Source organism: Chitinophaga rhizophila (genome assembly GCF_019492185.1).
Taxonomy (GTDB): Bacteria; Bacteroidota; Bacteroidia; order Chitinophagales; family Chitinophagaceae; genus Chitinophaga; species Chitinophaga rhizophila.
Window position 1 is genome coordinate 1,024,298 of the sequence record NZ_JAICCF010000002.1, and the last position, 23,537, is coordinate 1,047,834.

The 23,537-nt window shown below is 47.2% G+C and carries 21 protein-coding genes; 13 read left to right on the forward strand and 8 right to left on the reverse strand.

Annotation, left to right across the window (positions count from 1 at the left end; all coding sequences use genetic code 11):
• Nucleotides 1-129 precede the first annotated feature (129 nt).
• Together K1Y79_RS13135 and K1Y79_RS13140 are read right to left on the reverse strand one after the other, a co-directional pair.
• Nucleotides 130-1,131, reverse strand: a complete 1,002-nt coding sequence (locus K1Y79_RS13135; protein WP_220250518.1) for an aldo/keto reductase — start codon at nt 1,129-1,131, stop codon at nt 130-132.
• 12 nt (nt 1,132-1,143) lie between these two features.
• On the reverse strand, nt 1,144-1,743 hold the full coding sequence (locus K1Y79_RS13140) for an NAD(P)H-dependent oxidoreductase (protein ID WP_220250519.1): 600 nt from the start codon (nt 1,741-1,743) through the stop codon (nt 1,144-1,146).
• 101 nt (nt 1,744-1,844) lie between these two features.
• Here K1Y79_RS13140 and K1Y79_RS13145 point away from each other — a divergent pair, with 101 nt between their 5' ends.
• Complete coding sequence (locus tag K1Y79_RS13145; protein ID WP_220250520.1) at nt 1,845-2,747, forward strand: LysR family transcriptional regulator; 903 nt, start codon at nt 1,845-1,847, stop codon at nt 2,745-2,747.
• 53 nt (nt 2,748-2,800) lie between these two features.
• On the opposite strand, the gene K1Y79_RS13150 is transcribed toward K1Y79_RS13145, so the two are convergent.
• From K1Y79_RS13150 to K1Y79_RS13160, 3 genes are read right to left on the reverse strand one after another with little or no spacing between them, the layout of a single operon-like run.
• Entirely contained in the window at nt 2,801-4,177 is a 1,377-nt protein-coding gene (locus tag K1Y79_RS13150) for a hypothetical protein (RefSeq protein WP_220250521.1), read from the reverse strand.
• Nucleotides 4,178-4,201: 24 nt separating this feature from the next.
• Complete coding sequence (locus tag K1Y79_RS13155; RefSeq protein ID WP_220250523.1) at nt 4,202-5,209, reverse strand: FecR domain-containing protein; 1,008 nt, start codon at nt 5,207-5,209, stop codon at nt 4,202-4,204.
• A gap of 6 nt (nt 5,210-5,215) precedes the next feature.
• Nucleotides 5,216-5,785, reverse strand: a complete 570-nt coding sequence (locus K1Y79_RS13160) for an RNA polymerase sigma-70 factor (protein ID WP_220250524.1) — start codon at nt 5,783-5,785, stop codon at nt 5,216-5,218.
• A gap of 96 nt (nt 5,786-5,881) precedes the next feature.
• Between K1Y79_RS13160 and K1Y79_RS13165 the strand changes: the two genes are divergently transcribed.
• The 4 genes from K1Y79_RS13165 (at nt 5,882) to K1Y79_RS13180 (ending at nt 12,184) form a co-directional block, all read left to right on the forward strand.
• Nucleotides 5,882-6,382, forward strand: coding sequence for a GNAT family N-acetyltransferase (locus tag K1Y79_RS13165; RefSeq protein WP_236059588.1), 501 nt, complete (start codon nt 5,882-5,884; stop codon nt 6,380-6,382).
• A 1,094-nt stretch (nt 6,383-7,476) separates the two neighbouring features.
• On the forward strand, nt 7,477-8,892 hold the full coding sequence (locus K1Y79_RS13170; protein WP_317197483.1) for an FAD binding domain-containing protein: 1,416 nt from the start codon (nt 7,477-7,479) through the stop codon (nt 8,890-8,892).
• Between the two features lie 6 nt (nt 8,893-8,898).
• A complete protein-coding gene (locus K1Y79_RS13175; RefSeq protein WP_220250525.1) occupies nt 8,899-11,208 on the forward strand; it encodes a molybdopterin cofactor-binding domain-containing protein in 2,310 nt (769 codons plus the stop codon).
• Nucleotides 11,171-12,184 (forward strand): XdhC family protein, encoded by a 1,014-nt coding sequence (locus K1Y79_RS13180; RefSeq protein ID WP_220250526.1) that lies wholly within the window; start codon nt 11,171-11,173, stop codon nt 12,182-12,184. Before K1Y79_RS13175 ends, K1Y79_RS13180 begins: the two co-directional genes overlap by 38 nt.
• Here K1Y79_RS13180 and pucL read toward each other — a convergent pair.
• Entirely contained in the window at nt 12,135-12,980 is an 846-nt protein-coding gene (pucL, locus tag K1Y79_RS13185; RefSeq protein ID WP_220250527.1) for a factor-independent urate hydroxylase, read from the reverse strand. The two genes, K1Y79_RS13180 and pucL, sit on opposite strands and share 50 nt — an antisense overlap.
• A 77-nt stretch (nt 12,981-13,057) precedes the next feature.
• On the opposite strand from pucL, the gene allB reads away from it, so the two are divergent.
• From allB to K1Y79_RS13220, 7 genes are all read left to right on the forward strand, one after another.
• The gene (gene allB / locus K1Y79_RS13190; protein ID WP_220250528.1) at nt 13,058-14,404 is read left to right on the forward strand and encodes an allantoinase AllB; all 1,347 of its coding nucleotides are present in this window, start codon (nt 13,058-13,060) and stop codon (nt 14,402-14,404) included.
• Between the two features lie 14 nt (nt 14,405-14,418).
• Nucleotides 14,419-15,669: a M20 family metallo-hydrolase gene (locus K1Y79_RS13195; protein WP_220250529.1), complete on the forward strand. Its 1,251-nt coding sequence runs from the start codon at nt 14,419-14,421 to the stop codon at nt 15,667-15,669.
• A 1-nt stretch (nt 15,670) separates the two neighbouring features.
• Nucleotides 15,671-16,417, forward strand: coding sequence for a (S)-ureidoglycine aminohydrolase (gene allE / locus K1Y79_RS13200; RefSeq protein WP_220250530.1), 747 nt, complete (start codon nt 15,671-15,673; stop codon nt 16,415-16,417).
• Between the two features lie 13 nt (nt 16,418-16,430).
• The gene (gene uraD, locus K1Y79_RS13205; protein ID WP_220250531.1) at nt 16,431-16,937 is read left to right on the forward strand and encodes a 2-oxo-4-hydroxy-4-carboxy-5-ureidoimidazoline decarboxylase; all 507 of its coding nucleotides are present in this window, start codon (nt 16,431-16,433) and stop codon (nt 16,935-16,937) included.
• On the forward strand, nt 16,934-17,272 hold the full coding sequence (uraH, locus tag K1Y79_RS13210; RefSeq protein ID WP_220250532.1) for a hydroxyisourate hydrolase: 339 nt from the start codon (nt 16,934-16,936) through the stop codon (nt 17,270-17,272). Before uraD ends, uraH begins: the two co-directional genes overlap by 4 nt.
• A gap of 11 nt (nt 17,273-17,283) precedes the next feature.
• On the forward strand, nt 17,284-18,711 hold the full coding sequence (locus K1Y79_RS13215; protein WP_220250533.1) for a DUF6986 family protein: 1,428 nt from the start codon (nt 17,284-17,286) through the stop codon (nt 18,709-18,711).
• 73 nt (nt 18,712-18,784) lie between these two features.
• Complete coding sequence (locus K1Y79_RS13220; RefSeq protein WP_220250534.1) at nt 18,785-18,982, forward strand: KTSC domain-containing protein; 198 nt, start codon at nt 18,785-18,787, stop codon at nt 18,980-18,982.
• Here K1Y79_RS13220 and K1Y79_RS13225 read toward each other — a convergent pair whose 3' ends face one another.
• Nucleotides 18,983-19,804, reverse strand: a complete 822-nt coding sequence (locus K1Y79_RS13225) for a ThuA domain-containing protein (protein ID WP_220250535.1) — start codon at nt 19,802-19,804, stop codon at nt 18,983-18,985.
• Between the two features lie 84 nt (nt 19,805-19,888).
• Between K1Y79_RS13225 and K1Y79_RS13230 the strand changes: the two genes are divergently transcribed.
• Nucleotides 19,889-21,232, forward strand: coding sequence for a serine hydrolase (locus tag K1Y79_RS13230; RefSeq protein ID WP_220250536.1), 1,344 nt, complete (start codon nt 19,889-19,891; stop codon nt 21,230-21,232).
• 119 nt (nt 21,233-21,351) lie between these two features.
• On the opposite strand, the gene K1Y79_RS13235 is transcribed toward K1Y79_RS13230, so the two are convergent.
• Complete coding sequence (locus K1Y79_RS13235; RefSeq protein WP_220250537.1) at nt 21,352-23,493, reverse strand: rhamnogalacturonan lyase family protein; 2,142 nt, start codon at nt 23,491-23,493, stop codon at nt 21,352-21,354.
• Nucleotides 23,494-23,537: the final 44 nt, after the last annotated feature.

A 23,537-nucleotide genomic window follows, 5' to 3' on the forward strand; every position in this document is an offset into this window, starting at 1 on the left:
TCATAAACAGTTTAACAGGTCCCTTTGATATTACTATACGTAAAATATAAAAAATCCTGGTAACTTTTGTTACCAGGATCAGAAACTATTAGCATAAATAATATATTAGTTTTTTCTACCTCATCTATACTATGCATTCATTCCATTGTATACTTCTTCCAGGGCTGTATGTATGAATCTGATATCCTGCTCAGATAGTTCTATGTCCATTGAACGGGCGTTCTGAATTACCTGCGCTGCATTTCTAGCACCGGCAAGTACAACTGTAATGCCCGGTTGCAGTGTGGTCCATCTCAGCACAAGCTGTCCCAGAGAGGCATTTTTACTTTCCGCTAATGGGGTAATGCGATCCAGGAAAGCCTCGACCTTATCCGCTGAAAACTGTCCGAAGTAACCATTCCGGTGGTCGTCGGCTTTCAAGGCAGCATCTTTAAAATACTTGCCTGTAAGGAGGCCCCTTTCCAGCGGACTATAAGCTATAATTCCAATATGATGCTCCAGCGCATAAGGTATAATATCTTCCTCTATACCTCTGTTCAGCATACTATAGGATAGTTGATTGGAAGCCAGCTGTATACGCTTACCAGCAGTTTTCATCTGTGCAAGATCATAGTTACTTACGCCGGCCGCTCTGATCTTTCCCTGACTGATCAGCGTATCCAATGCTTCCATTGTTTCGTCGATAGGGGTTGTTGCATCCGGCCAGTGCAGCTGTAACAGATCTACATAATCTGTACCCAGCCTTGACAGGCTTTGTTCCAATTCCTTGATGATATTAGCTTTAGATGCATATTTATACACGGGTATATTCCTGCCACCGTCATTTGCATCAAAGAAGTACTCACCTTTACCCTGGTTACTTCCGTCCCATACAAGGCCGAACTTTGTAAGCAGCTGTATCTTACTTCTATCTTTTCCTTTGATTGCTGCACCTATCAGTTCTTCACTCCTACCAAAACCATAAAAGGGAGCTGTATCAATAGAAGTCATTCCATGGTCAATGGCAGCATGTACAGCTGCAATTGAATCCTGTTCCTCATTACCTCCCCACATATTTCCACCTATGGCAAATGCCCCATATGTGATAGCTGATAATTGCAATTCAGACTTACCTAATTTCCTGTATTCCATCTTATATTCATCTTAATTCTGGTTAGAAAATACATCCGCAAGATGTGCATGGTATGCAGCCAGGTCTCTTGGAATGTCCGCATTCTTTTCAATATCATGGAAATGCATACCAGGTAATGGTTTTAGGCCGATGAAAGCATTCATGCGATGAAAACCGAATAATATACCCTCATCCACACTAGTTTGCTGAAAGAACTCTCCTGGTAGTGTGAATGCCTCTTTAGGGGCATTCCACGAAGTGGTCACCATATACTTCCTGCCATGCAGCATGCCACCTGTTCCATAATTAATTGCCGGGTTGGCAGATGAGCGGCCATCACTGTGATATATTCCTTTACCATGGCCTTCGGTGAAGACTTTGTCTATATATGCTTTGAAGCCATGTGGCAGCTGAAACCACCAGATGGGCGTATGATAAATAATAACGTCCGCCCACGTATACTTCTCTACTTCCTCTTTCGGATCGTATGCGTCATTAATATTGGTGGTCTTCACCTCAAACTCCGGCTTGTTACTGAAAAATGCCGAAGTAGCTGCTGATACAGTCTCATTAAATCTGCCGCCGGAATGGCCGAACTGTTGTCCACCATTGATGATAAATACCTTTGTCATATACTTGTTTTTCTTTTGACGATACAAAAGTACCGCGACACACAGTATTATTAAAACAAGTTAAATCATACCTTTGTATCAGAAATATAATACCTGATACTATGGTTAACCTGGAATGGTACAGAACATTTAAAGCGATTTATAAGACAGGTACGCTGACCGGAGCTGCCGAGAGCCTGTTTATTTCACAACCAGGCGTCAGCCTGCACTTAAGTTCATTAGAGAACTATGTTGGGTACAAACTATTTGAAAGAACAGGCAGAAAAATGGTACCGACAGAGAAAGGAAAGGTCTTTTACAATTTCATCATTGAGCCATTAAACAAACTGGAAGATGCTGAGAAGAATTTTCAGAAAAGCACAGAAATACATACGCCTACCATCAGTGTAGGTATGTGCTTTGAAACATTTCAGATAACTCTGGAACAATACATCTCTACGCTTCCCTTTAATGTGATCATCCGCTTCGGAGATTACCCTGATATGCTGGACAACCTCGACAAAGGCATACTGGATCTTATTATCACTCCGCAAAAGGGTGCTTCCGGCAACATAGAACATGAGGCATTTTCTTCTGAAACAATTGTACTTGTTGCGGGTAATGAAGTGGACACCAAGGCATTCAATAAACTTGCGAAAGGCAAAGACCTGAATGCGCTGGAGAACTGGCTGAAACAGGAAAAATGGTATGGTACTACCGGAGATATGGAGCATCTGTTCCGCTTCTGGAAGTTGAACTTTAACCATCATCCTGACTTCCGGCCTAATTACATTGTCCCAAATCTTAACTCCATCGTGCGCTGCTTAAGAAGCGGAAAGGGTGTGGCTGTCATTCCTGACTTTCTATGCAGGAAAGAAATTGAAGCCGGAGAAGTCAAATTATTATGGGAAGGAAAAACCAAACTCAAAAACACCCTATACTTTGGCACCAGAAAAAAGACGCGCTACGCGGAAGAAATCAGCCTGATTAAAACACTCTTCAGGAAAGTAATGTTACCGGTATAGTATACAACTCAACGGCCTGCATGGTGTATATCATGCAGGCCGTTGCTCCGCTGTTACAAATTACGTTTCTTATTCAGCACGTAAGAAATCTTAAACTCTAATGCCGGATAGATCTGCGGATCTTCAAATGAGGGCAGATCCCAACCGAGTCCTAACCCTGCATGACCATTCAGTATCCACTTGCCACCAATAGACCGCTGCATACCCCAATGTACATTCATTAGTAGGGCATCTCTTGCTGCGCCATAATCGCCGATAGAAGGACTTGTATACTTAAAGCGTACGCCCCAGTAGTTACCGGCATTCAGAAAGTCTGTCCGGTTTTTCCTTGCACGCTTATCACGGTTGTAGTAGTACCGGGGATTGACTGACAGGTAGATACTGGGACTCAGCGGACTCAATTCATAGCTCACACCGCCATTCCACACATCATAGCCTCCCCCGATACCTGAAGCAAATTCAATCACAAACTTCTGTCCGACCGGTAGCTCGTATGCAATACCTGCGCCTAGCAAACCGAACTCCATCTTCGTCAGCGCACGTAATGGACGCGCTGTTACGCCCGTGTTATCATTACCAGGCTTCACTGTGTCAGCTGTAACAATAGCTTTTACCTCGTTAACAGACTTGCTGTTTGTAAGGTCTATCTGCCTGTCAGGAGTGGCTAACTCGTGCGCAGGCAATAACCTGATTTCCTCCCTGGCAGGTACATCCTGCGCTGTACCGGAAAGGTAAGCACTTGGTACAGATGCAGTCACAGCATCCTCAGCAACAACGGAATGCCCCGTAGGTGTTGAGTTGCTGCCACTCGCAATAGCAGCGTGATCCGCAGCAGTGTTACGCACCTGTTCTTCCCGTTGTAGCTGCGTATCTGCAATATGCTTGTCTCCATTAAGTTGCGACTTAGTTGTCTGTGCTGCGGCAGCTGCTTGCCTATTTATTACCGGCGCTGGAGTAACACGCTCCTGTTTTGGAACAGCTGTCATTACTGAAGTACCCTGACCCGATTTATCAGGAGCAATACTATTTTTCTTTGCAGGAGCATTGTTTGCTACTGCGGTAGTCTTGGCCGTAGTATTCCTCGTAGCGGTTGCATGTGCTGCCGGGGGTGTATCCTGCAATATGATATGATCGTCTTTCACCCGGACATGTATACCGGTAGTCTTTTCCAATTCCATCAGCCAGGCAGACAGTGTCTGGTCATGACGTGTAACAGTTATAACCCGGGATGGGCTCAGCTTCTTAGAGTTAAATGAAAATTCAAGATCTGTTTCCCTGGATAGCAGGCCAAGCAGATCTGCTACACGGATGGAGGTTGCGTTAACAACAATGTGTTTCGCTCCTTTCTCTTTATTCAGCTGAGCTTTTGTGACAACAGGCAGCTGTGCCATTCCTATCAGGAATGGAAAATAAATTGCCTTTTTAAACATAGTACAGAATTATAGGTTAAGTGGCTAATTACAGCCGTTTCCGTTAATGTGAATGGTATTATCCTGCATCGTATAGGTAACATCCAGTGTGGCTGCAATGATATCCATGATATAGGTAACATCCCTGTCTTTAAAGTGGGCGGACATGCTACATTGTGATAACTGAGCATTATCCAATATGATCTTTACAGCAAATGCATTTTCAAGATGCCGGCAGATCTCGGGCAAAGGCATATCCTGGAAGAAAAAGTCCCGCGTAACATAACTAAAACTATTCTGGTCAAGCGTTGATATACCAGTCAGCGTACCCGTCACCTGGTCGTATACGCCTGTTTGTCCGGCGCTGACAACCAGTTCTCTTTCGGCCGTATACAACTTCACTTTACCTGTTGCTACGGTTACAATAGTCCTGTTACTGAGGCTATCTTCCTTCACATTGAACGATGTACCCAGTACCATTATCTTCAACATACCTGCCTGCACAATGAACGGTTTGCCCTTGTCAGCAATCACATCAAAGTATCCTTCCCCCTGCAACAACACTTTCCGGTCGTGCTGACCATAGTCAGCAGCGTACTGAAGACTACTATTCCTGTTGATAACAACAGCAGAACTATCTGCCAACTGCCCCTTGCGTACACCTGAGGACGTGCCGTCTGTAAGCGCTTGTTGCCATACAGGATCTTTTTCCGTGGTAATATGAACGTAGGCGAACAGACCGGCGGTGAGCAATACACCTGAGATGACCGCAGCCATAGCATACCTGATCAGGAGGCTACGTCCGTTAACAGGTTTACTATCTTCTTCTAATGCCCCGGATAAGTCTTTCCATACTACATCGGGGGAAGGCGCATGATGTACCCGATTACCCGGCAACAGTTGCCATGCCTGCTGCAAACGTGCAAACTCTTTACTGTTTGTATCATCCGCCAGCCAGTCATCTACTGCCATAGCTTCTTCCGGCGTCGCTTCACCGGCAAGGTACCTGGTTAGCATTGTAATATCTATTTCAATGTTCTGATGTATACTCATGCAGCGCTATTTGAAGTATGCAATAATGATTACAGTAATTGTAATGAGGTCAGCAAGTTGCTCTCTCATTATTTTCAAGGCTTTTCCCATCTGTACTTCTACTGTTTTAACTGATATGTTAAGTTCTTCTGCTATCTCTGCATATTTCTTTTCCTCAAAGCGACTTTTACAAAACACTTCTCTGCATCTGGGAGGTAATGCGTCTATTGCTGCATGTATCCGGTTGTTAATTTCCCTGTTTTCAGCGCGTTCTTCGACGTAGTCTTCCTTATGAGTAGCCAACACAGCATTCGCATAACTACGTTTCACTTTTTTGTTCCGGAAGATATTCAGGCAGTCCCGCTGGACAGTTGTATACAAATAAGCCCTACCTGCCACCTCCAGACTGACCTCTTCCCTTTTCTGCCATAACTTTACAAATGCCTGCTGTACCACATCCCTGGCTTCCTCGTTATCCTGTAAAAGTGTAAAGGCATAGCGGTGCAGGCGTTCAAAATTATCCTGAAAGCACTGCTTATAAACGTCCTTCTCACCAGAGGGGTTGATCAGTTTATTCAATGTGTACAACTTTTGCATGACCGGTTATATATTAGACACGCCAGCGACGTTAAACCCTTACTATTTACCTAAAAATATTTTTAAGTCCTATTTTTGCCATCTGTTCAATCATTCATGAGCAGATATACCATGCCAGTAACAATCAGAACTATTACGCCGGCAGATAATGCCGCTTTAGCCGCTATCATCCGCGCTACGTTTGATGAATTTGAGACGATACCGAAGACAGGCACTGTTTACGCTGACCCGGAGACAGACCACTTGTATGAGCTTTTCCAACAGCCAGGAAGCGCCTATTACATCGCAGAAGAGGACGGTGTGATATTGGGCGGATGCGGGCTCTTCCCTACAGCAGGGTTGCCGCCTGCCTGCGCTGAACTAGTGAAGTATTATCTTAGCAGTGCTGCAAGAGGCAAAGGGATAGGTAAAACATTGATGGAGAGAACTTTTGAGGGTGCGCGCGAACTCGGGTATAAAGAGTTATATTTGGAATCATTTCCTGATTTTACAAAGGCGATCAGTATCTATGAAAAGGCAGGTTTCCGTTACCTGGATAAGCCATTGGGTAATTCCGGGCATTTTGCCTGTACCGTGTGGATGCTGAAACCACTCTGATAAACAACCGTCCATCTGGTTTTGTCCATATTATCTCCGGTGCCTGGCCGCATATATTTGTTGGTGAATCAATGTATACGGCCGGGGCAACGGCACATTCAATATAACTTGCATAATTAAGGTGAGTGATCAAGTCCACCTCTTGGCCGTCGCTTGGTCGTCGCTTGGCCGTCGCTTGTTCTACCCTTCTCCATCGCCTGACCATTTCTTTTTAACACCTTATCCGCAGATTCATCTTTCCCTCTTTTGCTCTTGTTCGTCGCTTGGCCGTCGCTTGTTCTACCCTTGTTATACCCTTCTCCATCGCCTGACTATTTCTTTTTACCACCTTATCCGCAGATTCATCTTTCCCTCTTCTACTCTTGTTCGTCACTTCGCCGTCGCTTGTTCTACCCTTGTTATACCCTTCTCCATCGCCTGACCGTTTCTTTTTACCGAATTATCCGCAGATCCATCTTTCCCTCTTCTACTTTTGTTCGTCGCTTCGCCGTCGCTTGTTCTACCCTTGGTATACCCTTCTCCATCGCCTGACTATTTCTTTTTACCGCATTATCCGCAGATTCATCTTTCCCTCTTCTGCTCTTGTTCGTCGCTTCGCCGTCGCTTGTTCTACCCTTGTTATACCCTTCTCCATCGCCTGACCGTTTCTCTTTACCACCTTATCCGCAGATTCATCTTTCCCTCTTCTGCTCTTGGCCGTCGCTTCGTAAACTCTACACCTTCCGATCCCGCACCCACCATCATAAGTGATCACATTTTAGACATTTACCATAACCAACTCACTCACGGTCAATCACTTTCGCGCACATCACTTCAGTCTGACCATCACTTAAAAGTATGTACAGGCTTACTACAACCGCAACCATAATAACATTAACGCAACAAACAAAAATAACCAGCACATTAGGCGTCAACAACAAACAGGCAATTTATCAGGAAGATATCTCTGCTATGATTACTTAAGTGCAAAAACCCAGCAAGTACTGCGAAAACATCTTGATATTCAATAGAATACAAACCTCCGTCACACGGGATTCTTAATTTTAAAATCCAGATTTTTTTCGTTAACTTCCAGTAAATACCCCTTGTTGCCCGTGCTGAAATTTATCCTGAATAACAACAATATTGCTACCTCGCTGTCTCCGGGTATGCCGTTACTTGATTTTATCAGGTATCAGCAGCACCTGATGGGTACCAAAACTGGATGTAATGAAGGAGATTGTGGCGCTTGTACGGTATTAACAGGAGAACTGAAACAGGACGTACTGGTATACCGGACTATGACTTCCTGCCTCATGCCCCTGGGCAATGCACATGGGAAACATATTGTAACGATAGAAGGAATCAATATGCTGCCGGCATTGAATCCGGTGCAGCAGGCAATGGTCGATAACTGTGCGACGCAATGTGGATTCTGCACACCCGGACTCGTGATGTCGCTGGCCGGATATTGCCTGGACCGGACACCGGCCAGCACTGAAGGGGCCATCGCAGCTATTGATGGAAACATCTGCCGCTGCACCGGCTATAAATCCATCGAAAAGGCGGCGGCGCAAGTGGCTACCCTGCTCACTGACAAAAACGAGCAGGAACCGGCCTTATTTGCCGTAGAACGTCAAATGCTACCCAACTACTTCTCGGGGATAAAAGACAGGCTTAAATGCCTTATTATGACCCTTAACGGCGAACTGAATCCACCGGCAGAGAGTAAACCCCGTTTTGTAGCAGGAGGCACCGACCTGTATGTACAACAACCGGAGGCCATACAGGAACATCCTATACGTTTCTTGCTCGGCCAGGAGCTACTGAAAGGCATTACACAGGAAGAAGGCCGTTGTATACTCGGTGCGTCGGTTACCGTCAGTGATCTGCTGGAATCAGCCATCATGCGAAAACACTTTCCGGCACTGGATAATTATCTGCAACTCGTCTCTTCCACTCCCATCAGGAATATGGCGACCATTGCAGGCAATTTCGTGAACGCCTCTCCCATCGGAGATATGACCATCTTTTTTCTGGCGCTTGATACCACGCTTGAACTAAGTGACGGACAATCAACCCGGACATTGCCGCTCCGCGAATTGTACACTGGTTATAAGAAACTGCGTAAACGGCCGGAAGAATACATTACCCGATGCTGGTTTGAACTGCCCGGTCCTGATACGGGGTTCCATTTTGAGAAAGTCAGCAAACGCCAGCATCTGGATATAGCAAGCGTTAACAGTGCAATCAGTATCACAATGGCAGGCAATCTGATAGGCAATGTGCGTATTGCCGCTGGTGGAGTTGGTCCGGTACCGATGTTACTTACAGAAACTGCTGCATTTCTAAAAGGTCAGGCACCAGGTACCGCTATGATCAAACAGGCATGTGCCGTTGCGCAACTCGAAATCACGCCTATCAGTGATGCCCGTGGTACTGCGGAATATAAACGACTACTGCTGCAACAACTGATAAAAGCACATTTTATTACCCTGTTCCCCTCCTTGCAGGTGGAACTGTTATTATAATCCAGTATGAAAAATATCGATTCCATCACTCATGTAAGCGGTACCTCTGTGTATCTGGATGATGTGCCGGTAATAAACGGTACATTGTACGGTGCAGCCTTCGGTTCGCCGTGTGCACATGGCGTGATCAGCGAGTTGATACTGGATGACGCCCTGCAGCTTCCGGAGGTAGTGCGCATCTTTACTGCGGCAGACATTCCCGGTCATAATGAGATAGGTGGCATTATCAAAGATGAACCTTTGCTGGCAGATACGCACGTCCATTTCTGTGGTATGCCTATCGCATTTGTAGTTGCCCGGTCACGAGAAGCAGCAAGAGCTGCGGTTAAAAAGATCCGGGTGAAAATAACGTCCTTACCTGTCATCACTGATCCGCGTGAAGCGCAGGCAAAAGGTGAACTGATTGTCCCTCCACGCACCTTTCGGCTGGGCAATACAGACAGCGCATGGGAACAGTGTGCGTACGTCATTACGGGCAATGCAGACATTAACGGACAGGAGCACCTGTACATTGAAACGCAGGGCGCTTACGCCATCCCACAGGAAAATAACAGTCTGCGCATCTATTCATCTACCCAGGGACCAACCGCTGTACAGCGTGCAGTATCCGGAATTATCGGGCAGCCCATGCACCGGTTTGAGGTGATTGTAACGAGGTTGGGCGGCGGCTTTGGCGGCAAGGAAGATCAGGCTAACACCTGGGCTGCGCTGTGTGCACTGGCGGCATGGCGGCTGAACAAGCCTGTCAAGTACGCTTTACACAGGATGGAAGATATGGCTATGACCGGCAAACGTCACCCCTATGCGGCCGACTTTAAAATTGGTCTGGACAAAGACCTGAAGATACTCGCTTATGAAGCATCCTTCTTTCAGAATGCAGGCGCTTCCGCAGATCTTTCGCCAGCGGTACTGGCAAGAACCTTATTTCACTGTACTAACTCCTACTACATCCCACATGTTACTGCAACAGGCTGGAGTTGCCGTACAAACCTGCCTCCTAATACTGCCTTCAGAGGCTTTGGCGGTCCACAGGGCATGTTTGTAATAGAGGCGGCCATCGCCAAAGCAGCACACGTATTACAGGTAGATGCGGCACTGATACAACGCAGGAACCTGATTCGCAGCGGACAACCATTTCCATACGGACAGATTGCTGAAAGCGAAGCGCCACTTTGCTGGGAGAAACTGGAAGAACGGTTTGACATTACAGAACAACAGCGTAAGGTGAAGCAGTTCAATGAAAATAACAGCCTGTTCAAAAAGGGGATAGCACTGATGCCGGTGTGCTTTGGCATATCATTTACCAATACCCTGATGAATAATGCGCGGTCGCTGGTACATGTGTATTCAGATGGCAGCGTGGGTATCAGTACGGGTGCTGTTGAAATGGGACAAGGCGTAAACACAAAGATATTGCAGGTAGCTGCACAGGTATTTTCTATTCCTGCGGATAAGGTCAGACTTCATCATACAAGCACCAATACTATCGCTAACACATCTCCCTCTGCGGCCAGCGCTACTGCTGATCTGAATGGCAAAGCTACGCTCATTGCCTGTACTGCCATAGTTGAACGATTGAAGCAACTGGCAGCGGTAACATTTGCGGTTACACCTGCAGATATCACACTGGTAAACGGACATGTACTTGTTAACGGGCTGCCGTCTGCCTGGGATTGGTATCAGCTGGTAACAACCGCGTTTGCGAAACGCATCTGCCTGTCTGAACACGGGCATTATGCTACTCCGCAGATACACTACGACGCAGTGAATGAAAAGGGGCATCCTTTCGCGTATCATGTGTATGGCACTGCCATGCTTGAAGCAACAGTAGATTGTATCCGAGGAACATATACCATTGACGCGGTGAAGGTGGTACATGATTTTGGCAATAGTATGAATACAGATATTGATCGTGGCCAGATAGAAGGCGGCATTGTGCAGGGTATTGGCTGGATGACCATGGAGGAAGTGCTGTATGACAGGGACGGTAAGCTCCGCTCGAATGCATTATCTACCTACAAGGTACCTGACATCTATGCAGCGCCTGCAACGATAGCGATTGAAGCCTTACAGACTGACCGTGATAACCTGGCAGTCTTCCGATCAAAGGCTGTGGGCGAGCCTCCGCTTATGTATGGTATAGGTGCCTGGTTTGCTTTACAGAATGCTGTACGCGCATTCCACCCGAATGCTGATATTCCTTTCGTTACTCCTATGACACCAGAGAAGGTATTGATGGCTTTATATTCTACAACCAATCCGGAAACGAATCATCCACATGCAGAAACAGTTAGTCACCTGGGAATTGATCAGTAAGAGCCTGCGGCAGAATGTACCTGTCATGCTCCTCTATGTACTGGATAGCCACGGCAGCAGCCCTGGCAGAAGAGGTTTTTTTATGGCAGTCAATCAAGCCGGAGAAATAGCAGGATCTATCGGCGGAGGTATCATGGAACATAAGTTTGTCGAGATGGCCAGGGAACAACTGGGGCATTTCGCAACCTCGTATTCCATTCATCAGCAATATCATGACAAAGCCGCTGCCAGGCAGCAAAGCGGTATGATCTGCTCTGGAGATCAGGCTATATTACTGTATAAGCTGACGCCCGACAGTATTACGCCGGTGAATAAGATCATTGCCTGCCTTTCGCAGCATCAACAGGGTATACTGGAATTGTCTCCTATGGGACTGCAATTTACACCAGACATAAAAGGCAGGCCTGACTGTGAATACCATTTGCAGTCAGAACTGGACTGGTACTACAAAGAGAAGATCGGATACCAGGAATACCTGTATATTGTTGGCGGCGGGCATTGCTCACTCGCCCTGTCAGAGGTGGCGCGCAAACTTGATTTCTATGTGCATATTTTTGAAGACAGACCACAATTACATACGCTTCAACAGAATACTGCGGCCCATGAAAAGACAATTGTGAGAGATTACAGTCAACTGGAAATAATGATCCCTTCGGGAGAGCATCATTACGTGGTGATCATGACGATGGGGTACCGCACAGATGATATTGCCCTGCGGGCTTTACTCCGCAAATCATTCAGGTATTGCGGAGTACTGGGCAGTGCAGCTAAAATAGATAAGATGTTTGAAGCCTATCAGGAAGAAGGCATTCATGATTCATTACTGAGTCGGCTGTATGCACCCGTTGGTATAGAGATCGGCAGTCAGACGCCGGAAGAGATAGCAGTTAGTATTGCAGCGCAGCTGGTGCAGGTAAGGCATCAGCCTACTCCCTCGTTATTGTCGCGGCGATCAGACCATAAGGCTCATCAGTAGCGATGAATATTTCGTTTTCATGCTGGATATTAAACTGCTCCAGGTTGAACGGGATGTGGTGCTTATTAGGCATCTCCAGGTATATTTCCCTGACGCCCGCATGCGTTTCCAGCACTGCCTGTCCCATAGCGAAGAGGGTTTGTTGCACTGAAAAGCTTTTGTGCCCTGCGAAGGTGCGCAGCAGCACATCCCGGATACTGTTGTATTGGGCGGTATAGTCAGCCGGTAGCTTGTCAAATGTCCATCTGGCTATACATTTAGTGGCAAGGATCCTGTCGTTGGTCTCTTTGAGAGTAGTGTATCTGTCTTTGATATATTTTTCAAAAGCAGAATCTGTTGTCTTGAGGATCAGCAGGTCGGCAATACCTGACGTGATGCTGACATTGACCGCGTCTTTGGTCACAATAGTAGTGCGTTTTTCCGATCCCCCGCTGATATAGGCATGAGGATGTTCGTTACCATCCAGCAGCATGCGTTGGAATGGGTGTTCCAGGATCTCAACAGTTGCTGTAGTTACCTGTTCCTGCGTACTGAGGAAGTGGTTGGCAAGGTAAAGGGCAAAATCTTCTATAGAGGTTTTGAAGTGGTCTTTTGCCAGCGCATATACCGTATTCTTCTGTGTATCTGTGGGTAATATTTTACTATTATCACCATTTGTGTGGGCTTCTTCAAAGTCGCCTTTGAGTGATACATTAACAGTTATTTGTCTGAACTCGTGGTAAGCGGGATGACGTATAATTTTTGACAGCTGTACCGCGTTCTTACCATAGCTATTTTCTCCTAATCTGATTTTCATTTTGAGGCATTTTATTTGGTGGTAACATACCCTAATATAAAGAATTAATTGCCTATTTTTACTTAGAAGCCCCATATATGTCTGACCTCGTTATAAAAGGAAATAATATACTCACACCCGGTGGCTTGCAGCCCGGTGTTGTTGTGGTGAGAGATGGCGTCATCTTTTCAGTCACTGATAGTGTTCCCGACGGCAGCATAGCTGTTACCGATATTGGAGACAGGGTATTGATGCCTGGTATTATAGATCCGCATGTACATATTAACGAACCCGGCAGAGCAGACTGGGAAGGATTTGCAACAGCTACCAGGGCAGCGGTAGCAGGCGGCATTACTACGCTGGTAGATATGCCATTAAATGCATCTCCGGTCACTACTACCGTGAAAGCCTTTGAAGAGAAGCTGCAGGCAGCGGCGGCGCAATTGCATTGCAACTGTGGATACTGGGGCGGTATTGTGCCGGGTAATAGTCATGAGATAGAGGGACTAGTGCAAAAGGGCGTACTGGGTTTTAAGGCATTTCTGACACATTCAGGCATTGAGGAATTTCCCAACGTCACAGCGGCTGACCTGGAAATGGCCATGCCTGTTATTGCCCGTCATCAGCTGCCATTACTTGTACATTGCGAGCTTACACCGGAGATACAACAGCCTGGGCAGGATAATAAGCGTTCTTACCGGCAATACATGGCTTCACGTCCGCCGTTATGGGAGCAGGCAGCTATAGCGCTGCTGATTCACCTGAGTGAGCTATATCAGTGCCGGGTACATATTGTTCATCTCTCTGCCGCCGCAGCAGCAGACCAGATCCTGGTAGCGAGGCAGAAAGGAGTAGCGATTACGGCAGAGACAGCGCAACATTACCTGTATTTCAATGCAGAAGAGATCCCGGATGGGAATACCAGCTTCAAATGCGCTCCGCCTATCAGAGAGCGGGATAATAACCAGCAGCTCTGGGAGGCACTTAAAAACGGTATTATTGACTTTGTAGCCACCGATCACTCCCCTGCGCCTCCCGAACTGAAATACCTGGATACAGGAGACTTCACCGCCGCCTGGGGTGGTATTGCATCTTTGCAGCTGGCATTGCCTGCATTATGGACAGCAGGAAGAGTCAGAGGCATCAGTATTCCGCAGTTGGCGCAATGGCTGTGTGAGGGGCCGGCAATACTGACAGGGCTGCAGGACAGAAAAGGAAAGATTGAAGAAGGCTATGACGCAGACCTGGTCGTGTGGGATCCCGAAAGATCATTTACCGTCCAGGCAGATGGCCTCTATCATAAGCACAAGTTGACCCCTTATATCAATGAGACACTATATGGCGTAGTAGAACAGACATACCTGAAAGGAGAGAAAGTATTTGACGAGGGAAATTTCCCGCATGCCAATAAAGGGGAAAACATATTGAGACAGTCAAACGTATAGTGTAAATACGCTTTATGGAAAACTACCTGCACCGCGCAAACAACATTCTTACCAGGGTCCGCGACCTGGCATGTATCAGTGAAGAAACACATTGCATTACCCGCACCTTCGGTTCTCCGGCCTTTGTAAGCGGTTGCAGGAAAGTATTATCCTGGATGCAGGAAGCAGGACTCGAAGCCAGAATAGACAACATTGGTAATGTGAGAGGCAGATGGAACTGCGGACAGCCAGGCGCACGTACCTTTGTTATCGGTTCACATATTGATACAGTAAGAAATGCAGGATGTTTTGATGGTCCGCTGGGCGTGATCATAGGGTTAGACCTTATCAGCCGCATGCAGGAAGAACATGTGCAACTACCATTCAATATAGAACTGATCGCCTTTAGTGATGAAGAAGGCGTACGTTTTCATACCACTTACCTTGGCAGTAATACCGTTGCCGGCACTTTCCAGCCTTCCCTGCTGGACAAAACAGACAATAACGGTATTACACTGCGCGAGGCTATTAAAACGATAGGCGGAGATCCGGAAAAGTTACAGGCAGATGCTATTCCTGCAGAGGACTGGATGGGATACTTTGAAATACATATAGAACAGGGGCCAGTACTATATGAAGATAAGTTACCAATCGCCATCGTACATAGCATTTCAGGACAGCAACGGGCGCGTATTACATTTAAAGGCATACCGGGACACGCAGGCACTGTACCGATGGACAGACGGCATGATGCTTTATGCGGCGCAGCAGCATTTATACTTGCCGCAGAGCAATATGCATTACAGCATAAGGATGAGCTGCTGGCAACCGTAGGCACTTTGCATATCGCAGATCCCGCCAGTAATGTGATACCAGGGGAAGTGACCATTACGTTAGATCTTCGCAGTTCCGATAAGCTGATACTGAAGAAAGCACGCAGGTCTTTGAGAGATATTGGCTTCCGGATCTGTAGTGAGAGACACCTGACTGCCGACTGGGCTATCATGCAGAAGTCAATGCCGGTAGAATGCGATACGGCATTGAGTCACCTGCTGGCACAGGCAATAGTAGCAGCCGGATATAATGTAAAGAATCTGCATAGTGGCGCAGGCCATGACGCTGTAACAATAGCGGCAGTGGCCCCCGTATGTATGCTGTTTGTAAGATGTTACAAAGGTATCAGTCACCAGCCGCTGGAAAACGTAGAAGTAAACGATATTGCAGCGGCAGTGCAAGTAGCAGATCATTTTATTCATCACCTTACAGAGGTATATCAAACGCGGTAATATGGAAATATCAGCATTGACCAGATCAGTAGTAAGACGTAACCATGCAGTGATCTGTCCTGATGGTTATGTAAACAGTGTTGTACCCGGATGGACGAACTGCCGCGTTAATGTGATCATCAATGAACAGATGGGCGCGCGGCTCGGGCAGACACTGATTACAGCAGAGGAAACAGGCGTTGTAGCAGGAGACACCGAAACTGCACAGATCTTCTTTTATGTCATCAGTGGCCGGTGCACAGCAAAAGCAGATACACAGGCGCAGGTGCTGACAGCAGGACAATTTGTCTATATACCAGCCGGCCATGCCTACCGGCTGGAACAGTTTGAAGAGGGTACACAGATAGTGACATTTCACAAAATATACGAACCTTTAAAAGGTCATCCGCAGCCGACGGTTATCTTCGGCGATGCCGCCAATATAGCAGGACCAGCATTTCTGGGCGATCCTGCATTACGCCTGCAGGTATTACTACCCGAAGACCTTTCTTTTGATATGGCAGTGAATATCTTCACGTATGATGCCGGCGGGCATCTTCCGTTTGTAGAGACCCATATTATGGAACACGGCCTGCTTTACCTGCAGGGACAGGGAGTGTATATGCTGGACCAGGAATGGTACCCTGTAAAGAAAGGAGATGCCATCTGGATGGCCCCCTATTGTCAGCAATGGTTTACCGCAATGGGAAAAGAACCTGCCGTTTACATTTACTATAAGAATGTGAACAGGTTCCCAACTACTATATAATAAATTCCACCAAATGACTTTGACGACGTTAAACGCCTTACCACCAGAACAACTGACAGAGGCGCTCAGCAAATGCTGTGGCGCAACAACATGGATTGACAAAATGAAAAAAGAGTTTCCGGTAAAGGATGAAGACACTTTACTGGAAGCCGCCTCCAGGCACTGGCAGACCAGCTCCGAAGATGACTGGCGCGAAGCCTTCACCCATCACCCCAGGATAGGCGACCTGCATTCCCTGCAGCATAAATTTGCTGCTACTGCTAACTGGGCAGCCGGAGAACAGGCCGGTACCGTAGATGCATCTACCGTCATCCTGCAGGCTTTTTCTAAGGGTAATCAGCTGTATGAAGAGAAGTTTGGCTACACCTTCATTGTATGCGCTACCGGCAGATCAGCGCCGGAAATGCTGGCCCTGCTGACTGAAAGACTCAGTAACGCTCCCGAAGATGAACTCAGGATTGCCATGACCGAACAGGAGAAGATCACTGCTATCAGACTAAAAAAGTTGCTGACCGCATGAGCCAGATTACCACCCATATACTAGATACTTCCGCAGGTATACCCGCACGGGGAGTGGCCGTTCAGTTGTTCCGGCAAGAGGGACAGCACTGGACAGCCATTGCCGCGGGTCAAACCAATCAAGAAGGTAGAATTACTGACCTGCTGCCAGCACATAAGTTACTGACAGCAGGCATCTATAAACTTAAATTTGAAACACAACCCTACTTTGATTCGCGTGCTACGGTTGCCTTTTACCCTTTTGTGGAAGTAGTGTTTCACATCAGCAGCGATGCACACTACCATGTACCGCTGTTATTGAATCCATTTGGTTACTCCACTTACCGTGGCGCTTAAAACACCTCCTTATGCAACTGGCAATAGCTGACAATGACAAAGAAAGACTGTTACAGGAACTGCAACAGGCCAACCTAAAGTTTCAGCGGGTATATCCCGGAGACCGGCCTGACAGGCAACCTGTACATACCGTGTACGGCGGTGCTAATCTCTTTAAAGCCGATACCTGCGTCAGGATGGGCGAGATTGCATTGAAACACCTGCAGACATATGCACCGGATTTTGTCACCTTTGCAAAGGCGCTTCAGCTGGAAGGCTATCAGCAATTACCGCATAAACAGGCGGATATTGCGCTGCTGACGCAAAAGCTGGATCAGTTATCGGGGCAGTTACCTGAAAAAGACCATACCTGGCTGTATTATACCGTCTACAACAAAATAGTACGTAAGTTATCCACAGAAGCGGTAGAAGATTTCCGGATAGATTTTGAAGATGGTTTCGGCAACCGCCCGGATGATGAAGAAGATGCTACTGCTATAGCCGCAGCAAGGGAACTGGCAAAAGGTATGCAGCAACAAACGGTCTCGCCTTTTACAGGCATCCGTATTAAACCGTTTACCGAAGACCTGAAGTACCGTAGCGTAAGAACACTGGATCTCTTTCTGACTACCCTGTTGCAACATACCAATGGCCAGCTGCCCGGCAACTTTGTCGTCATGCTGCCCAAGGTGACTATTCCGGAACAGGTCACTACCCTCATACGGTTGTTTGAGCTGCTGGAACAGGCTCATGGCCTGGAGAGGGGTTCGCTGAAAATGGAAACTATGGTAGAGGCTACGCAGATCATTATGGATGATGAAGGCCGGAACCCTTTAATGCGTATCATTCGTGCCAGCGAAGGACGTTGCATCGCTGCACATTTCGGTACATATGACTACACAGCCTCCTGTGGTATTACCGCCAGGTATCAGACGATGGCGCACCCTGTATGCGACTTTGCGCATCATATGACTAAAGTAGCATTAGGCGGTACGGGCATCTTCCTCTCTGACGGAGCTACCAATGTTATACCAGTGGCCCCGCATAAAGGCGAGCAGCTGACGCTGGCGCAACTGCAGGAGAATGCAGACAGTGTACACCATGCATGGCGCATTGGATTCTCACATACACAGCACTCCCTGATTAATGGCTTCTACCAGGGATGGGACCTGAATCCGGCACAACTGCCGATGCGGTATGCAGCTACCTACCTGTTCTTCCTGAGCAATTATGAAGATGCACTGTTCCGGCTGAAGACATTTGTAGAACGTGCCGCTATATCTACCTTAACAAAAGATATCTTTGATGATGCCGCTACCGGACAAGGACTGCTTAACTTCTTTCTGAAGGCAATTAATTGCGGCGCTATATCAGAAGATGAAGTATTGGCTACAGGTTTATTGCTGGACGAAATAAGAAGCCGTTCCTTCTACCGGATACTGGAAGGAAGAAGGCAGTAGCCATGATCTGTCTGCCGGACTGCCATAAAGATGACGCTGCTGCGAATGGAATGGCAATTGTATAGTAAATGATATGCCATCATCTGTTGTACATAGGATGCATTATAATCCCGAGACAGCTACGCTCCGGATTATCTTCGTTTCTGGTCTGATCTATGACTACAAGAACGTGCCCGAAGAAGTGTACCAGGCCATGAAGACTTCCGGCTCCAAGGGCACTTATCTGAACAAATACATCAAGGGACATTATCCTTATGAGAAGGTCGGCTAATCAGCGTGCCCCCAGCCAGCGTAAAGCATCCAGTACCAGCTTACGCTGCGTTTTATTGTCAAAGGTATAAGAGAGCGTCTTATTGGTATGATGCTCATAATCAATGTCATTGTGTCCCATATTGAGGTAGATCATTTTATACCGCCTGTTTGTCCACACCACAGGATAATACCCGCTATGCCAGATCTCATGTGGCTTAGGGCCGGTACCAAGAGGAAAACTGGAGGAATCAATTGATAGCAGGATCTCAATATCCTGATTTAACCGCAGGTCATTAGACCATTTGTACCATTCATTGGGTGCAGCTTTGAACTTTACAGGAAGGCGTTTAACCGCAGGATGCTCTTCTTGCTCCACTTTCAGTATAGCAGACGTAGGACGCCAGGTATTACTGCTGTAACTACCAGCTCCCAGGAACTCGTTGTGATACCAGTCCCAGTCCTGTGGATATGCTGACGGCGTAAGTGCGAAAGCCGCAAAGTGAAAACCCATCCATGCACCTCCATGCTCCATATAGGCTTTGAATGCTGCTCTTTGTGCAGGCATATCCGGTCGGGTATCGAGGAAGATAACTACCTGGTACCGGGCCAGGAAAGTGTCATTCATATTACGCCAGTCATTAGTAGCGTCGTAGGTGAAGTGATGCTGTTTTGCCATTGCTGCAAACCATTTGTTGGCTTCGTGCACAAAGCTGATATGCGCCTGATCATGCAGGGCGGTATAGAAACCAATGACGCTGAAAGTCTGGTGCTTCTGCGCGCGGGCGGTTGTCATTATCAGGCTACCTATACAGACAAGTATTACCCGCAACAGCTTTTTCATGACGTGAGAATTTATGAAATCCAAAATATAACTTTATCTTTAAGCATACAACATAGCCCTACCGTCTTCCAAACCACACTTCACATGAAAAGATTGTTATGCCTGGGGATCATCCTTGGCTTTATGCAACACGTTGCGGCTCAGAGCAGTACCGCAAAGCTGGACACTATTGTCAGCACTTACAGCAGAATGCACAAGCTCAATGGGGCAGTATTGGTAGCACAGGGTGGCAAGATACTGCTGAACAAAGCCTTCGGGTATCAGCGTACTGCTGATAGCATCCGGAATGAACCCGCTACTATATTCCAGCTAGGGTCTATCACCAAACAATTTACCGCGACAGCCGTACTGAAGCTGGCAGAAGAGAAAAAACTCAGTCTGCAGGATAAACTATCCAAATACTTCCCTGACTATCCCAAGGGAGACAGTATAACGATTGAACATCTGCTGACACATACTTCCGGCATTTACAACTATACCAATAACAGGGAGTTCATGCAAAAGGAAGTATCCAACCCAATTACCAGGGAAAAAGCCCTGGCTATGTTCAAAGACAAGCCGCTTAACTTTTCTCCCGGCGCTAAATGGGACTATTCTAATTCCGGTTATTCCCTATTGGGCTATATCATAGAAAAAGCCAGTGGTAAACCATATGAACAGGTATTGAGAGAATATATCTTCGGACCATTGCATATGGACCATACAGGCTTTGACTTTAAAAACCTAAAGGATAGTAAAAAGTCAACCGGTTACTTCAGCATTACTGACTCGTCCAGTGTACTGGCTCCGGGTGTAGATTCTACCGTATCTTTTGCAGCAGGCGCTATGTACAGTACAACCGGAGATCTGTACAAATGGCACCAGGCAGCGCAACAACACAAGATCCTCTCAAAGGAGGACTGGGAGAAGGCATATACCCCATTCATGAACAACTATGGCTATGGATGGCAATCTGACTCTATCGCTGGTAAAAGGAAGGTATCTCATGGCGGAGGTATTCACGGGTATGTAACCAGTATCCAGCGCGTACCGGAAGATGATGTCTGTGTAATAGTACTGGATAATGCTTCCGGCAGAGACGCAGGTAAAATCGCAGAGTCGCTGATAGCAGCCTTATACAATCAACCTTATACCCTTCCGAAAGAACGGGTAGCCATACAGGTACCGGTAGCAAAACTTCAGGAGTACACCGGAGAGTATAACCTGTTTCCGAACTTCAGCATTGTAATGTCTGTGAAAGACAATATGCTGATGGGCAAGCCAACCGGTCAGTCAGAATCACCGCTGTTTCCTGAGAAAGAAGACTTCTTCTTCCTGAAAGTCGTGGATGCACAGGTCAGGTTTACGCGAAATGAGCAGCAGCAAGTGACCGGATTAATCCTCTACCAGAATGGCAGGGAAACTCCCGGAAAGAAAGTCACACAATAACCAACATACAATCAGAGAGGCCGCCGGTATACATTCCGGCCGGCCTCTCTGCGAATATCATCGTAGTTCCCTTGTATAAATAGCTGTATGCAGCTGATATCTTCTTCAGATAGTAATACTTAGTTAATCACCAATTTGCCACTGGATTGCTGCTCCCCGTCTTTCAGCTGCACGATATACACTCCCTTAACAAATCCTCCTATTACCGCATTTAAGCCGTTATTCAGCTCTGTAATACTGCCGGTACGTCTGAATACCACCCGGCCATCTGTCGCCGTTATAACCACAATTAAACGGGTATTATTGCTATTGTAATCAATATAGGCAGCATTATCTGCAGGATTAGGGCGTATCGTCAGCGCTTTTACCGGCGTTACGCTCTTTTCAGCAATGCTTACAGGCAAAGCAGGACTATTGGGAATATAGATATTGGGCTGAGGCGGTGTAGCCATACCGGTACCCAGGTAATAGTCAGGGTAAGGCGGCTGATTGTAGGCAGTGTTCTGCCAGGCAACCGCTGTACGGTATTGCGCATTGTGCATCAATGTATATAGCCTGTGTGAAGTAGGGATAGTTGTTGTGAACAACAGCAGGTTACTGTTATCCGAGCTACGTAGCAATATCTCTTCCCGCCAGTCACCCAGCAGGTCGGCAGTCAGTGCAGGATTCGCTTTTGTACCATTATTGGATGCCGCCCCATAGTCAGATAGCGTCAGCAGCCGGGTCATGTTTTTGGCTGTATAGTTCCATTTATCCAGTTTAACGCCATCCAGCAGCTCCCGGCATAGGTCTCCATCCCACCAGATGCCGAAGTTCATAGAAGGTTTCGCTGTGCCTATAGATGTCCCTTTACAGGTATACAGCTCGCCTGCGGAGGCCCATACTTCATACCCCAGGTGTGTAGGATCAATATCAGCAGCCATTGCCCTCCCGATATCTCCATTGATACCGTTTGCCGCGCCTCTGCCCCAGATAGGCGTACCTGTCCGCGCATCTCTAAATTCTATACCGAAATTGCCGTATTGGGATGGCGACTCATGGGATTGCCACAGTTCCTGCCCGGGCCTTTCAGGATCCAGGTCTGTCATATGCATGGCGTCTCCATGTCCGAGGCCATTGACATACAGGCTGGTTCCATTATCGTTGATGGCGCTGGAACCATTGATCAGCTCCTGCTTACCATCATTGTCTACATCGCCGACTGTTACCTGGTGGTTACCCTGACCGGCATGTCCTCCATTGCCGGAGGTATTACTATCAAAGGTCCAGCGCTGTGTAAGCTGTCCGTTACGCCAGTCCCATGCTACCCTGACAAGGCGGGTATAATACCCACGGCCCATAATCAGTGAAGGGCGTGCACCGTCAAGATAAGCCACTGCATTAACGAACCTGTCCACACGGTTACCGTAATTATCTCCCCAGGAAGACACCGTACCTCTTGCAGGAAGGTAGTTAGTGGTAGCCATGGCAGCACCGGTTTGTCCGTTGAAGATGGTAAGAAATTCAGGCCCGCTCAGTATATACCCGCCGCTATTCCTGTAGTCAGCGCTGGCATTCCCGATAACAGTACCAACTCCGTCGATAGTACCATCAGCTGTCTTAACGGCTACCTCTGCTTTGCCGTCTCCATCCAGGTCGTACACCATATGTTGGGTATAGTGTGCGCCGGCACGGATATTACGGCCAAGATCGATGCGCCAGAGGCGTGTACCATTTAGCTTATAGGCATCCAGGTAGACATTGCCGGTGTAGCCACTCTGGCTGTTGTCTTTTGCATTGGTAGGATCCCATTTAAGGATGATCTCATATTCACCATCGCCATCCAGATCGCCAACGCTGGCATCATTGGCGGTATAGGTATATGCTTCGCCGGAAGGTGTAGTGCCGCCTGGAGGTATCTGCAGCGGGATGGTTCGGTAGTTGTTGGTCCATACATTCACCGCATTGGTAGGGGCCTGTTCTGTGCCGTTTACAACAGGGCGGATAGTGTAGGAGCCATTGGTAGTAACATTGTCAACATAGTTAGTGGAATTAGTGATAGGTGCAGCATTTAACTTAACCCCATTTCTGTACACATTAAAACCAATAGATGCAGGATCTGTACCGAGCATGCGCCAGCCAACATAAACAGCGCTGCTGCTCTGTCTTACAGCAACCGGGGCACGGGAAAGAAACTCCATTTGTTTTGACTGTGCACGAAGGGAGAAACAATAGAGACAAAGGGTACTGCTCAGCAGCAGAATGGATAGCATTTTTTTCATACGGGAACATTGTTTTAAAATGAGAAATCAGCAATCAGGCAGTA